The 14,193-nt window shown below is 35.8% G+C and carries 17 protein-coding genes; 5 read left to right on the top strand and 12 right to left on the bottom strand.

Annotation, left to right across the window (positions count from 1 at the left end):
- Positions 1 to 22 precede the first annotated feature (22 nt).
- Complete coding sequence (locus L634_RS0125645; protein ID WP_026584892.1) at positions 23 to 406, top strand: RidA family protein; 384 nt, start codon at positions 23 to 25, stop codon at positions 404 to 406.
- A 341-nt stretch (positions 407 to 747) separates the two neighbouring features.
- Here L634_RS0125645 and L634_RS31765 read toward each other — a convergent pair whose 3' ends face one another.
- Positions 748 to 1,641: an alpha/beta hydrolase gene (locus L634_RS31765; protein WP_051428418.1), complete on the bottom strand. Its 894-nt coding sequence runs from the start codon at positions 1,639 to 1,641 to the stop codon at positions 748 to 750.
- A gap of 171 nt (positions 1,642 to 1,812) precedes the next feature.
- On the opposite strand from L634_RS31765, the gene L634_RS0125635 reads away from it, so the two are divergent.
- Positions 1,813 to 2,265 (top strand): Lrp/AsnC family transcriptional regulator, encoded by a 453-nt coding sequence (locus L634_RS0125635; RefSeq protein WP_026584891.1) that lies wholly within the window; start codon positions 1,813 to 1,815, stop codon positions 2,263 to 2,265.
- A 471-nt stretch (positions 2,266 to 2,736) separates the two neighbouring features.
- On the opposite strand, the gene L634_RS0125630 is transcribed toward L634_RS0125635, so the two are convergent.
- Positions 2,737 to 3,633, bottom strand: a complete 897-nt coding sequence (locus L634_RS0125630) for a 3-hydroxyacyl-CoA dehydrogenase (protein ID WP_026584890.1) — start codon at positions 3,631 to 3,633, stop codon at positions 2,737 to 2,739.
- A gap of 138 nt (positions 3,634 to 3,771) precedes the next feature.
- Here L634_RS0125630 and L634_RS0125625 point away from each other — a divergent pair, with 138 nt between their 5' ends.
- The gene (locus L634_RS0125625; RefSeq protein WP_026584889.1) at positions 3,772 to 4,665 is read left to right on the top strand and encodes a LysR family transcriptional regulator; all 894 of its coding nucleotides are present in this window, start codon (positions 3,772 to 3,774) and stop codon (positions 4,663 to 4,665) included.
- Between the two features lie 497 nt (positions 4,666 to 5,162).
- Here the strand turns inward: L634_RS0125625 and L634_RS0125620 are convergent, their stop codons facing one another.
- The 5 genes from L634_RS0125620 to L634_RS34030 all read right to left on the bottom strand — a co-directional run bounded on the left by L634_RS0125620 (position 5,163) and on the right by L634_RS34030 (position 7,964).
- Complete coding sequence (locus L634_RS0125620; protein ID WP_026584888.1) at positions 5,163 to 5,501, bottom strand: VOC family protein; 339 nt, start codon at positions 5,499 to 5,501, stop codon at positions 5,163 to 5,165.
- 336 nt (positions 5,502 to 5,837) lie between these two features.
- Positions 5,838 to 6,215 (bottom strand): DUF4181 domain-containing protein, encoded by a 378-nt coding sequence (locus L634_RS0125615; protein WP_084029016.1) that lies wholly within the window; start codon positions 6,213 to 6,215, stop codon positions 5,838 to 5,840.
- Between the two features lie 225 nt (positions 6,216 to 6,440).
- Positions 6,441 to 6,788: a DUF4260 domain-containing protein gene (locus L634_RS0125610; protein WP_026584886.1), complete on the bottom strand. Its 348-nt coding sequence runs from the start codon at positions 6,786 to 6,788 to the stop codon at positions 6,441 to 6,443.
- Between the two features lie 274 nt (positions 6,789 to 7,062).
- Complete coding sequence (locus tag L634_RS0125605) at positions 7,063 to 7,347, bottom strand: 2TM domain-containing protein (protein ID WP_026584885.1); 285 nt, start codon at positions 7,345 to 7,347, stop codon at positions 7,063 to 7,065.
- Positions 7,348 to 7,787: 440 nt separating this feature from the next.
- On the bottom strand, positions 7,788 to 7,964 hold the full coding sequence (locus L634_RS34030) for a hypothetical protein (protein WP_198029830.1): 177 nt from the start codon (positions 7,962 to 7,964) through the stop codon (positions 7,788 to 7,790).
- A gap of 371 nt (positions 7,965 to 8,335) precedes the next feature.
- On the opposite strand from L634_RS34030, the gene L634_RS0125595 reads away from it, so the two are divergent.
- Positions 8,336 to 8,581 carry a hypothetical protein gene (locus L634_RS0125595; RefSeq protein WP_026584884.1) on the top strand — a complete coding sequence of 82 codons (246 nt, stop codon included), beginning with the start codon at positions 8,336 to 8,338 and terminating at the stop codon, positions 8,579 to 8,581.
- 111 nt (positions 8,582 to 8,692) lie between these two features.
- Here L634_RS0125595 and L634_RS0125590 read toward each other — a convergent pair whose 3' ends face one another.
- The 3 genes from L634_RS0125590 to L634_RS0125580 form a co-directional block, all read right to left on the bottom strand.
- Positions 8,693 to 9,781: a DUF1835 domain-containing protein gene (locus L634_RS0125590; RefSeq protein ID WP_051428417.1), complete on the bottom strand. Its 1,089-nt coding sequence runs from the start codon at positions 9,779 to 9,781 to the stop codon at positions 8,693 to 8,695.
- Positions 9,782 to 9,915: 134 nt separating this feature from the next.
- Entirely contained in the window at positions 9,916 to 10,062 is a 147-nt protein-coding gene (locus L634_RS34025; protein WP_198029829.1) for a hypothetical protein, read from the bottom strand.
- Positions 10,063 to 10,263: 201 nt separating this feature from the next.
- On the bottom strand, positions 10,264 to 10,905 hold the full coding sequence (locus tag L634_RS0125580; protein WP_026584882.1) for a GNAT family N-acetyltransferase: 642 nt from the start codon (positions 10,903 to 10,905) through the stop codon (positions 10,264 to 10,266).
- 353 nt (positions 10,906 to 11,258) lie between these two features.
- Between L634_RS0125580 and L634_RS0125570 the strand changes: the two genes are divergently transcribed.
- On the top strand, positions 11,259 to 11,831 hold the full coding sequence (locus L634_RS0125570; RefSeq protein ID WP_198029828.1) for a VanZ family protein: 573 nt from the start codon (positions 11,259 to 11,261) through the stop codon (positions 11,829 to 11,831).
- 353 nt (positions 11,832 to 12,184) lie between these two features.
- On the opposite strand, the gene L634_RS0125565 is transcribed toward L634_RS0125570, so the two are convergent.
- Together L634_RS0125565 and L634_RS0125560 are read right to left on the bottom strand one after the other, a co-directional pair.
- Positions 12,185 to 13,408, bottom strand: a complete 1,224-nt coding sequence (locus L634_RS0125565; RefSeq protein WP_026584880.1) for an FAD-dependent monooxygenase — start codon at positions 13,406 to 13,408, stop codon at positions 12,185 to 12,187.
- A gap of 420 nt (positions 13,409 to 13,828) precedes the next feature.
- The gene (locus L634_RS0125560; RefSeq protein ID WP_026584879.1) at positions 13,829 to 14,167 is read right to left on the bottom strand and encodes a winged helix-turn-helix transcriptional regulator; all 339 of its coding nucleotides are present in this window, start codon (positions 14,165 to 14,167) and stop codon (positions 13,829 to 13,831) included.
- Between the last annotated feature and the right edge of the window lie 26 nt (positions 14,168 to 14,193).

The following is a 14,193-nucleotide window of genomic DNA, read 5'->3' as shown; positions in this document are numbered from 1 at the left end:
TTGAAGTAAAGGAGAGAAAAAAATGAAAAATGTTAAAACCTACGATCACGGTCTTTGGGATCACGGTATTACCCAAGGTTACAGCGTCAACGGCACTATCTACATTTCAGGGCAATTTTCCCACGATATGGAGGGTGCGTTCATTGGCGAGGGCAATATCGAAGCACAGNCCCGACAGACGCTTGAAAATCTCGATCGAGTACTGGAGGGATTTGGTGTCACGAAGTCCAACCTCGCTTATATAGAGATCTATTTAACAAATGCGCAAGAACATTCCGAACCAGTCATCCGGCTGTTCAAGGAATACCTCGAACAACATCGACCGGCCGGCAGCCTCATCGGCGTGACTTACTTGGCATTCCCAGAGCAACTGATTGAAATCAGCGCCATCGCACACACCAACTAACACGGCCACCGCGGTCGGCGCAGCGCCGGCGGTCGGGCTTTGAAAAGGCGCGAACGCTATTGGCGCAAAGCGGAAGGATCAAGTCATTACGGTTAGTTAAACGAACAGCTACAAATCACTCATAAAAAGAACTCTCCAGACTTGGAGGGTTCTTACATTTTTATCCATACGTTTACGGTTTTATCTTCTTTTAATTACATATTTAGTTGTATTTTCAAACAAAGGACACTCTCTATTGTTGCTAAACTTTATACAAAAAACAGCTGTCGACTTTGTCGACAGCCTGAGAGCGCCAATTGGCGCTCTTCTATAGATTAATTATTTGAAAGGAAACAAAATGTTTAATGTTTTGCATACAATTTGTTCATGAAATCCCCAGCACTTAATATTCCTTCTCTTGCCTCTTCCAGAAAAGAGTGAGCACAAAGCCAATTATGAATCATAGCAGGCCAAGATCTAAAATGGATATCGACTCCTGCCAATGCTGCTCGTGTTACAAACGTTAATGACTCGCTTAACATAATTTCTGCTTCTCCGACCATTACATAGATTGGGGGTAGTCCTCTCAAATCGCCGTAAATAGGGGAGGCATATGGCACCGTAGGTGAGACACCATTTAAATAATTATCAGCTAATTGTTTGATTGCTTCTTTGGTATTAACCGGATCTACACCTTCTTTGGTGATATATGTCTCCCCGTTTTGTCCTAAATCAATCCACGGGGATATCATTATACCACCCGCCGGCAAAGGGGTCATGGTATCCCTAATACTCATCATAAGGGCTGCAGTAAGATTACCGCCTGCTGAATCACCAGCAATAATGATATCTTTGGCACGATATCCTTGTTCCAGCAACCAGTTGTAGGCTTTCAACGCATCGTCAATTGGAGCTGGAAAAGGATGTTCTGGCGCCAGACGATAATTAATGGATAATGTACGAGCTTTAGCAGCTCTCCCTAATTCGCTGGATTCACCTCGATGTGTAGCTATACTCCCATACATAAACCCACCACCATGCAAATATAAAAGCACACGGTCTTCTCTGGATTCAGGAAATGTTTGCCATTCCCCTTTCATTCCATCAATGTCAACCTCTTCTGTAACCAAATCACTTGCTACAGGAAGTAGGGCAAATATATCTTCTATGTGTTCGCGAATCTCCTCAACGGATGCTGAATAACTTGGCAGATTTCCTTTAAATAAACGATGTGCTTTCTGCAACGAGACCTTCATAAACATTTCCCCTAACTGAACTTTAATGTATTGATACTTTAATAAGACAAGTTTATTATAATAATTAATTCATATATTTTACATGCAATAATCGAGTAATTATGACTTGTTTACTAAGGAATACAAGTTATTATGTATATAAAACCTTAAATTTAAAAGGAGGGAATAAAATTGGATCAAATAGATAAACAAATCCTATTTTATCTTCAGGAGCAGGCGAGAATATCGATGACAGAGCTGGGGAAATGTGTGGGTCTGTCCCAACCTGCTGTAACGGAAAGAGTCAGACGAATGGAGGAAAAAGGAGTTATTACGGGTTATCGAACAATCATTTCTCCGGAAAAAATAGGTAAAGGTTCAGCAGCATATATGCTTTTTCGAACTAGAGATTGCCATGCATTTCTTGATTTTGCCCGTTCATCTCCTTATATTAAGGAGTGTCATCGTATCAGTGGTGATCACAATTTTTTATTAAAAGTCGTGACTGACTCCACGTACTCAATTGAAAAGTTCGGCAATCAGTGCGATAAATATGGAACCTATACAATTCTGATCATCATGTCGTCACCAATAAATCATATGTCTCTTATTCATTCCCTTGAAGAAGTTGCTGACCTGGAATGAGTTAGCTAAATTCTGCATGGCAAGTATGGATTCAATCAGCCCATTATTGATAGACCAATAATCCGAAATAGTTAATTTTTTACAAAAAAATTGAAGTAAGCGTAAATAATCCCTACCTACAGATGTAGATGGGGATTATTAGTTTTTCTTCGTTATGAATGTAGGATTCTTGTAATAATCGTACGATACTAATCAGAGGCATTCTAACATTCACACAACCTTTTTATCAAATCCTACAAAGAGCGAACTTATTAGGGTCCAGCCACATAGCCATCAAGCTAAGAAGAGTGAATACCCCCAAAATGAAAATTTTAAGTTGCTTTTCTTGGAATCATCTTATTTTTTTCATTTTGGGGGATATAAAAAATAGTAACTTGATAAATAGCTACACTCATTTGAAGAAAAAATAAGGAACTAAACAACCAGTGTCTATTTAAGACACTGGTTGTTTTAAAGTTCTATCGTGAGTCTTTATTTTTTTAAAAAGTCTGGTTCTAAAAAACTAGGATTGGGATATTGGTAGAATCCTTCTCCAGTCTCTCTTCCAAGTTTCCCTTTATCGATGTATTCCTTTTTTAATTTCTCAGCTAATTTATCAAACCCGGGAACATCCGCCTCTGCTTTTGTAAGGGAAATATTATATGCGGTTTTAATCCCCACTACGTCTAAAATAGCAAACGGGCCTTTTGGTGAACCTGTTGCAATCATCCAAGTTTTATCGATTGTTTCTGGATCAGCTACTTCTTTTAAGAAAAGCATCTGTGCAGCTTCTAGAAAAGGAACTAATAAAGAATTTAAAATATAGCCTGGTTGTTCTTTATGCAGCGGTAAAGCCACCATTCCAATTGCTTTGGCAAACTCAATCACATCATCAAACACTTTCATATCTGTTCCAGGATGTTTCATGATTTCTGCTGTATTATTTGTCCAAATTTCATTCGCAAAGTGCAAAGCTAAAAATTTTTCTGGCCGGCCTGTAGCTTCTGCAAATTGGCTTGGCAATAAAGTAGAAGAGTTTGTTGCAAAAATTGTCTTTTCAGGTGCTACCTTCGCTAATTGCTTGTAAAATTCAATTTTAATCTGCACCACTTCAGGGATTGCTTCAATAACTAGGTCTGCTTCAGAAACTGCCTTTGCTAAATCAGAACTGAAAGAAATACGATTATACGCAGAATCCACTTCTTCCACACTTGCTTTTAAATCTTCTTGATAACGTGATTTTAACTCCATGATTCGATCCTTGGCAGCCTCCAAAGCATCATCATTGATATCATAAACAGACACATTAAAACCCTTAAAAGCAGTTTGGAAGGCAATTTGGCTTCCCAAAACCCCACTGCCAGCTACAGTAATATGATTGTATTTCATAGTATAACTCCCCTTTAAACGTAAAGTACTATTAATATAATGTCATCCTATTGCCTCTTTATTCTAGCACCGTATAATATTAAAGAATAATTAGATTTACTAATTAATAATTAAGTTAAACTTAATAGGAGCAAAAAAATGAATCTTGAGCAATTACAATATATAATTGAAGTTTCAAAATCTGGATCACTAACTATGGCTGCACAAAAATCCCATATTACCTTATCTGCAGTTAGTCAATCGATCTCATTATTAGAAAAAGAATTAGGTGTCTCATTATTTACTCGATCCCGAGGACTAAAAGCTGTCCCAACAGAGGAAGGAAAAGTCGTCATTGAAAAGGCTAAAGAAATTTTAACAAAAATAAATGAGTTAAAAGAAGAAGTAGATACGTATAAAAATACCCTATCAGGAGAATTAAGAATTGCAACCATTCCTGGACCGATGCACTTACTTGTTGATACTGTAGCGCGTTTTAAAACCGATTTTCCAGATGTAAAAATCGAAATATCTGAGAAAGGACCGAAGGAAATTATCGAGAATATTCTTACGAATAAAGTCGATATCGGCTTAATGGTGATAAATGAAGAATATATTCCTAAAAATAATGATCTAGTCTTCGAAAGGGTATTAGAAGGAAAAATAGTGGTTGCTGTTAATACAAAATCTAAATTATCCCAAGAAAAATCAATTACCCCAGAAGTGCTGATAAAAGAATCAATTGTACTTTATGATGATGACATTATCCAACAGTTTATGGATGAAAACATTGCTAAATATGGGGATGTTAATATTCTTTTTGTGACAAATAACACGATTGCAATTAATAATGCGATTGAAAAAGGGTTAGCCGTTACCATCGGATTAGACTTTTCTTTTCATAAAAATCCAAGGTACGAACAGGGGATGAAGATCATTGATTTGAATACCCCTGAAAATGAGCCTATTCCTTATGGATGGGTCCGACCAAAAAACAAACCTTCCTCTCAAATCGCTAAGGTATTTATTAAAAGGTTAACACTTAATATTTAATCGCACGCAATTCTAGAGAATTTAAAGACTCTCCCCACAATAAAGCTTGCGGGGAGACGTCCAAAGCTAGCTTAAAGGAAAAATAAATAGAAGAAATAATAGGAGAATCCTATAAAATCGAAAATTTCTCAACTATGCGCAGAGTCGTTTTTTCCACGCTGCGCTAAATACATTCTTTCACAATCTCCATCTAACTTTAATATAAATATCCAATTATCTTTGGAGAAGATCCTCCTCAATCTGGCCCTTTTCATAAAGAAAAACGCTTTCCTTATTTCAGAAAAGCGCCCGATTATAGTGTATTAAAAATAACTTCTCATTTATTTATTCTTACTATCTGGATTGCTTAACACTCATTTCTCATCAATTGCATCTGCTCTGTACTGGAACATGGTCCTTTTTCTTGTTATACCACCATTGCTTTTAAATCATTTAGGTCACGGACATCGCCTGATTCTTTGGAGCATGAGGTAATCCATGTATCGAATAAGCCTTACTTAACTGAGTACCTCCACTGTAAATCCGCCTGGGGCTTTAACATAGAATGTCCATCGATGAGCCATTTTGGGCGGTTTCACATCAAATCCATCATCCTTCAATCGTTGATTGATCTCGTTTACTCGTTCTTTACTCTCTTGAAAGAAGCCAATATGAAAGGACTTGGGGTAGTTGGCCTGGCTACCTTTCATCAAAGCTAGTAACAATCCGTCATCGTCAGTCATTACAGCAAATGAATCGCTATTTATACTCTTGGTTTGCAAGTCGAAATATTTCTCCAAGAACTCTCGAGCAGCGTTAACGTCAGTGACCGTAAGATTGATATGGTTAAGTTTCATAGGGTACACTTCCTTTCTTAGCTACAACTTTTCAATACCGCTTTACAAAGCTTGATGCAGACTTCTTGCTTCGTCTTCTTTATTGTAACGATTAAAATTGATTCAGGAATCGATAAATAGAATGAAGTTCCCTGCAACTTTAGATTGAAGTCAAGACTTCGGTTTATTGATCGAATTGTACCTTAAATAATTTACTGTTAAGGATACCCTTATATGCAAAACGGGCACTTATCCTTATTCAGGAAAAGCGCCCTATTGTTGAAGATCATTAATCCAATCTTTTAGTCAAATAAGGAAAAGGTTGCTGCCTCACCCCTTCTTGAACTGAAGAACTCGTTAGTTTTGAACCATGCTAATATAAAAAAATAAAAACATGAATAAAAGTGTAATTGAACCTAACCATTCGTGATAGTATCCTTTATCCCCTTTATTTACAATCCACTCTTCAATTCCTCGAAACAAATATACTAATGAGAAAAACAGAGTCATAGAAAGACTTACTGAGTAAGGATAGTAGTCAATAATTGCAAAAGCAGAAAAAAAGAATAAAACCATAAGTATCATTTCAATAGCAATAAATGTTTTTCTTCTTCCTTTTGTAAATGCTCCTTTTTTTGTTCTTTTAATATCCAATCTTCTAACAAAATACTCTGATATGAGAAGTTGGAGTGCCAAAAGTATTAACATTCCCCATATTATTGTACCTATGCTCATAAGACACCTCGACTTTATTAGCCTTTACTAATTGTACGGATTTTTCGAATAAAATGTTTCATAATAAATACTACATATTAAGCGATCTGGCCTTAAAATAAAAAATGAGCGCTGATCCTTATGCAAGGAAAGCGCCCTTTTGCGGAAGTTTTAAAAATGCGAAAGTGCTATAAAAATGGCTTCTTCGTTATTTTACAAACGCCCCAGTTTACAGGTATATTTGGATTAAACATGATTTAAATGCGTGTCTTTAAAATCGGTTGGATATTTCAATCCATATCCAATCATCCTATCCATTCCAATATGCGCAGTCCATATTATACCTATTGCTAAGACAGTTTGGCTTGATAACAATAATCCACATATAACAACACCAATTGATAAACTGTATGTATGAAATATATTATAAAGCACAGCACCAACCTTGTTATTAAGTATATATCCGAGCATTGATATATCTGGGGCTAATAACAATATAACGAACAAAACCCAGCTAAACTGATTATATGAGTAAACATAAAGACTTAATGATAAGATCGCAAATCCTTCTATGTGTAATAGAATTTTATTCAAATAAATCCCCCATTTCTTTAATCACTAGATACCATTCTTCATTTTTTTAGAATTTCCTGCTTGCACAAAACTGCCCCCGTTAATTGAATATTGATTACAAATAAACGATTCTCTTATAAGGATAATGGCCCTAAAATGAAAACTGAGCGCTAATTCTTGTTCCAGAATCGCGCCCGAGTGTGGAAGATCTTAGTTCATAGCATAATCCGGCAATAATTATTGTTAACAATAAAAAATGGAAGCCTTCACCGACTTCCGGTCATGAACAAAAATCTTAATCATTTCTGTTATCTTTCTTCATATATTCCTTTATCTTTCTTTCCTCCCAATCCGGCCCAAACAATCCAAATGAAGCCACAGAAAGCCCGTGGGAGACCAATCCGATTCCCCATCCCAACAGTGGATATACAAACCACCAGCGGCCTGCATCTTCGTAGTTCATTAAGTTAATGATGACTAACATGGTATTCACAAGAATATAGACAATGAAATGGATATAAAATGCCTTTAGATTTTCCACCCTTTTCTTCGCTCTTTCATACTTTTTGTCCTCTTCCATTTTTTTCACCACCTGCCCTTTAAAGTTTATTTATTCTCTTTTTCATTTATTCTCTTTTCTTATTCATCCCTTGAATTTTAAAGAATGTTCACAGGAATATCCCGCCTTAATTATGAACTTTATTTACTAACTACGTAATTACATCAAAAATGGTTTCATCTACTAACTGACCCGATACAAAAGGATGCCACTTTATTATTCAAGAATCTGGCCCGATTGCTGTAGATCCTGATAATATTAAAGGCTGTTGAATCCGGCTCTTATTTTCGCCCAGCAGCTAAATAAAATAAGCTATCGATTATCCATAAATAAAAAACCACAAAAACCGCCATTTCCCGTCAGGCAGTTTCTGTGGTTCAATCAATAAATTTTTAATTTTTACAAAAATAGACGGATAATACATCTATTTGAAAATTAAATGTTTTATGTACAGTTGAAGGTTAAGATCCAACGCTCTGTTCTATTGCAGTTTCCCAACTTGGAAAATAATACAATGCATTTTTCATTAGCTCTGGATTTGACTTTTTTACTTGCTTCTTACGAAGTTGCTGCCCTTCTTTTTGCATAAGTTTAGAGATTTGGTTCATAACTTCTTCCACGCTCATACTCGTTTCCACTTAATCCCTCCTTTCTGTTTTCAACTATATAATTTCCACTTTATGAAAAATAATACAAATTTCCTTCAACACTACAGCTTCTTTAGATCAAAAAAATAGGGCGGAAATCCTTATTAGAGGATAGCCCCCTTCGTATTATAAGGTCACCCAGATCAATATTTTATCTGGTTGGCCTATTTTTTTATAGGTTATTCTTTAGGTAGTCGGGGTATGGACTGTTTGATCCCGTCCGTTATACTGTCCACCCCTTACTTGTAGAAACATGTTTGAGGCTGGTTGGGGCTTAGCCCCCGCATTACAAGCGAAGCTATGACACTACAAGAAAGACAGGGGCTACCGACAAGTCTAAATATGAGGAGATGTGATAGAGTATGGATCCAGTGATTGGCCTGGACGTCGCAAAAGGAGAAAGCCAAGTTCAAGCTTTCCTGGCAAGAAAGCACCCTTTTGGAAAGACTTTTAAATTTAAATACGATACTAAAGGATTGCAAGATTTCTATGTATTTTATACAGAGGTCGAACGACACACTGTCGCTGAACCTGTCATCGTTTTAGATTCTACGGGTTATTACCACATTTTCACCTCTCATCATAAGAGGTGTATGTCCACCATTTAGTAATTATTCATTACTTATGACACCTTCTAACCCAATACTTTAATAAATAAGAGAGATTTTCATATCCTGCAATCGCGCCCGATTATGGAAGATATGAATGAATCATTCTCCTCACCGCAGTTTAACACTATAATGTCTCATTGATTTTGGTATTCCTTTTAGTTCAAGGAACCCACTATATATTAAATGCCGAATCCTATATTCTAAGAAGAAAGCATTAATCAATTCGTTTGTCCCTGATAGGACTTCTCCAATCACCATTCCAGCCTTGATAAAGTCCTTTTTTTCCTGCTTACGATGCAGCATTTCAATAGTATTTATGATCAGTGGATCGAAGTGATTTTCTTTAACGCCCTTTATTTCATCCTTCATCCATAGACGCAAGACTTCTTTCGTTTGTGCCAAGGAATTCCACTCTACTTGAAGCTGCATCCGTTCTTGTTCAGATATAGGCGGGTTCTTCCTGCCTTTTTCAAATAGGAGTCTTAATTCTTTTGATTCGATATGGCCTGTATGTGAAATCTTTTGACCTCTAACTTTAGGCATTATGTATCTTTCATAGAGTTCGGTGGAGTTCATGAGAAAAACATCATTTGTTTTGCCGCGCAGTAAAAAGAGAAGAAACCGCAGACCAGTTTGTTCATCCGCATTATTACCATACCAGATGTAAATGGGAACCTGCCCGGGAATATCATCTAACTCCCTCAAGGTATTTGCATATTTATTTTCATATTCATAATCATCTTGTTCATAATTGATATGTTCATATAACCATTCATTGCGAAACCTCTGTCCTGCTTTCTCATCTAATTTCCACAATGGTCCAATTGAAAATGAGTCTGGAAAACCAATCACAACCTTTGGTCTTTCAAGTCCTACTCTTAATGAACCTGCTGCAGATTCTGAGGAAACGATATGTACAGGCGCAACTTGATCACCTGCCACAGCCAAGGTGGATGAAAAAGAATGTCGGTATTTTTGAATGTAGTTATTCACGACTTCTACCATTGTGTTCACATCGCTTTGTTTAACCATATATCCTTTACCTTCAAGTGGATTGCTCTCTTCATGATTAAACTTCTCAAATTCAGCTTCATGTTCTAATTCATGCGTTTGCCATTCCCCATTTTCATTCAAGTCTGAAACGGTTACATAATTTTGTGTTTCTATTTTATAAACGAAAACTACATTGGGTTCCATAAAAAAATAAATAAATGGATAATTGACTTTAGTTTTTATTACAAACAGCTCCTTTCAATAAATTTTACTATTTTTCACCATCGCGGCTAATGACTTAATTAAAAAGCGCCATTTCTGCTCTGAAATGGCGCCCTTTAATTAAACATTTTAAACGCTAAAGCAATTAGATAAAGTGGGACTCCACCAATTAACATCCCTGCAAATAGGTAACATATACTTTTGAAAATAAACTTGCAGAAATCATAGATTGCCCCAGCTAAATCATCAATAAACCTTGCCATTACTCTCCCTCCAATACTCACCCCTTACTTGATTAGGATTCGGTTAGTTAAGTACGAGTCTTTATAATCTTTTCTATATTTTAACATTAATATGGATTTTATTTAAATTGTAATTCAACAATCTGTCCCTAAAATGAAAAATGAGCGCTTATCCTTATTACAGAATAGCGCCCTATAACGGAATACTACATATAATCACCTTTAAAATTCATCTATATTTGAGGAACTAACAGCAGTTAAGAACGATGTTGGAGCTTGATTAAACTGTAGTTTTTCAAAATCTAACTTTGGCATGTACTTCTCCAAAATAGATAAACTTTCTTCTAACTCATTTTTTCTATTTCCAATAACAGGATCAGTTAGTAGTTTAAAACCTACATCAGAGTATAATTTTATTGCTCGATATCCAGAGGGATGAGTATGCAAAAAAACTGGATATTCTTCGTGTGGCAGGGATCTCATAACATGGGATAGTAACGCTCGACCGATCCCTTTACCTTCATACTCTTTTACCACTTTAAACCATTGAATCGTCCATATTTGATTATAGGATTTCCATAAAAAGCAAGTTCCAATGGGCTTATCATCTTCATTACACGCAAATAAACAGCTTTTGAAAAAAAGATTACCTTTAGGAAGGTAGACCTGATTAAAATACTCGGTCATGAAGCCGTGGTATTCCCTTGCTAATTCAGATGTGTCAAAATGCATTGCTTTCCATATATCCAGTTCATCTTTTCTACAAAGACGAAAATGATAGCCTTTAGGCAGTTCTCTTATAGCTTTTAAATTTAAAGAAGTACACATCATAAATAGGTGTTTTTCCGGTATTTCTTCGCTCACTTAACCCCCCCCAAGAAGACATTTTTGGATTTCCCAATATATTTTAAAATGAGCAGAAACGTATTTTTTCAAATTGCATATTTCATTCTCCTTCAAGGAATTTGGAATTTTCACAAAAATATAGTTTTGTTTTTGATGAAAATCAATTATCATTTTAACAGGCTTGTTCAATTATATGGCCCTTTTCATGAAGAAAGACGCTTTCCTTATTTCAGAATTACGCCCGATTGCGGAGGATAAAATTTATGATTATCTGCATATAAGTTGTTTTAAAATATAAATTAAGTCGTTTATTATATATAATGTGCAGCTCGATAAATTAGAATTTGTAGACTAGGGAAGTGATTTGAAAGTTGATACAACAACAAAAAAATAAAAAGAGGTATCTATTTATACTCTTGGGCTTTTATATAGCTGTATTGATATACTTCATGTTTTTCGGATTCGGACGTCCGCAGCTGGCAGAGCTCCGTGAATATCGGTATTCGTTAATACCTGTTCGGATTCCCTTATGGCTTCCTAACCATTTTTCAATAGATATTATCAAACTCTGGATCTTTGCTCTTGGCAACCTTCTAGCATTTATTCCGTTTGGAATACTTGTGCCGATGGTGTTTGAAAATCCTTTTAAAACATACTTTAAGTTTATTGTCTTGTTTGTGTTTTTTATTCTATGTATGGAAATTGTTCAAATGGTAACTTATTTAGGAAGCTTTGATATTGAGGATATTATTATAAATACAATGGGTGCAACAATTGGCTTTTGTTCCTATAAAGTAAGCGAACGTATGAATACTTTAAGAAAGAATTTGGTTTCTATAGGATTGTCCATTGTGGGGTTAACTTTGCTGATGTTCCTCATAGCATGGGTATTTAACAATACGATTACACCATATATCTTGAAAATACATTCGGACTTTTATTAGGATAGTTCCAGTTTATCGGGAAGTGAGGATTATAAACATAATAAGGAGTTTGGTTAATTCGCATTTTGGGTTATTGCAAATATACCAAACCCTTATTCTACATAACTGTACCTTTAGTTTAAGTATATTTCTTCAAAATCTCATATAAACATCCGGTTTTGTTCGGGATTTTATTCCATTAAATGGCCCGTTTATTTAAGAACAACTGCCTGTTCTAGTAAAGAACTTTTTCTCTATGGAACATACATCATCGACACCAACAGATGGAACCCGCCACCTGACGTGAACCCCGAACAGCCCTAAAGAACAAAGAGCCGTTTTTACAATTAACAAAGATGATCGTAATTTTGTTATTAATCGAATACAAATTCGGGATTAATGGCTATAGGATTTTTCATGACAAATAGCTTCTTCTGGATCATCGAAAAAAGGGGACTCTTGAAAGCAGCAGATACGATATATGGTCGGATCCCTTTAACAAATTTTGACGAAGTAAAAAACAAATTTCCCATTCGCTCTTGAATTTGATGAATTTCCTCAATCTCCTCACTTCGAATTTCTTGGACTCTACAGAGAACTTTAGCTGAGACATCACATTTTTGTAGCGCATTCCAAATAACATCAGCCGCGACAACTGCTGTCGTTACTGCTAAAGAAACTCCTATAGCTCCTACAGGAGATGAACAATGAGCAGCATCACCGATCAGCAAGCAGCCATTCTTTGCCCACGTTTTAACCATATGATTTTTAGCTTGAAGTGGTACGAACGGTTTAAAGTCAACCAAAGATTCAGCAAATTCATGAAATCCTTTGTTAGCATGCATAATTTCTTGACGAAAATTTTCTATACCTTGACGCTGTGTTTCTTTCCATTCCCCCCGTGGTAAAGCAATGCCTACTTGAAGTAAATCAGGGTATTTCGGCAGTGTTATATAGCTGTGTCCCTCTGTGATTTTAAATCGTAATTCTTCTCCCCAATGAGAAGGCCGTTTTACACTGAACCAGATTAGATCACCAGGATAATGTTGATATTCCAATTCAAAACCACCTAAACGACGAATCGTGGAAAACCGTCCATCAGCTCCGACTACTATTTTCGCCTGAATTTCAAGCAGCTCTTTATTTTCCCGTTCAACAACTACTCCTGTTACTGTTCCATCCTTCTCAATTAGTTTTTTTACCGGGGCATGAAACATCATATCAAACGTTGGATATTCCTTTGCTTTTTTGTAGAGTGCTTGAAGTAAAATAGGCTGAGGAATCCAGAGAGCATAAGGTGCTTCAGCAATCATGGAAGTAAAATCAAAGTCACCTTTCTTTTTATCATAATGATAAAAAGCACCTTTCTTTAGCTTAGAATGAGGCAATTGTTCGATATACTCGCGTAATTTCAATTGATTAAGCAATTGAATAAAACGGGGCTGAAGCACTTCTCCACGGTATTTACGATCAAAATTATCGTGGCTCTCCAAGACGATTACTTGAACACCAACTTTAGCCAGTAATAAGCCCAGCATCATACCCGCTGGTCCTCCACCAACAACAATGACATCCTTTTGTAATTTTTCATCAATCATTACACATATTTCCTCCCTATATTTAAATGCTAACAAGGAATTATATGTAAAAAAATCGATGTAATGCTTGCTTTTGTTATTCAATAATATGGCCCGATTGCGGAATAGAGTAACTGGAGCTTTTAACTTTACTGCTTTTGTTGGTTTAGAATAAAGTTTGATTATAAATTACTCTAAATCCTTAATTTTACAGTATATAAAAAGCTGTCGTTTTGAATAAAGTTTGATCAAAATGACAGCTTTCTTATTTTTAATAACTATTTTTTAAAAAGATTGATTATTTTAAATCTCTTTATTCCACAAACGTCTCCTTCATGAACAAAGAATTAAATCCACAGTTTTCTAATTGCTCTCGAAAAAAAACTTTCACGTTTTTGGAATGGATGATGCTATTAATTTCATCAGCTATACAGAAGGAGCTTACTTATTGCTGTTTTTTTCTCCCCACTCACATAACTGTTCCAAAACAGGTAATAGAGTTTCTGCTTTATGTGTGAGACTGTACTCAACTTTAGGGGGAATTTGGGGATACTCTTTGCGTCTAACAATCCCATCTGCTTCCAATTCTTTAAGCTGTGAACTCAATGTTTTNAANGTAATAGCTCCTATTTTTCTTTTCAAATCATTAAATCGAACTGGTTGGTTTTCTGCCAGAAGGTAAATAATAAGCATTTTCCATTTACCACCAATCACTGATATTGTATAACCAAAAGGTGTCTCTTGAACATTACCCTTTCCTTTATAGTCCGCCATACTCATATTTACACTATCCTTTCAGGTAGTAG

This window comes from Bacillus sp. J33, assembly GCF_000518885.1.
Classification (GTDB): domain Bacteria; phylum Bacillota; class Bacilli; order Bacillales; family Cytobacillaceae; genus Cytobacillus.
This window is presented reverse-complemented; position numbering and strand designations above follow the sequence as displayed.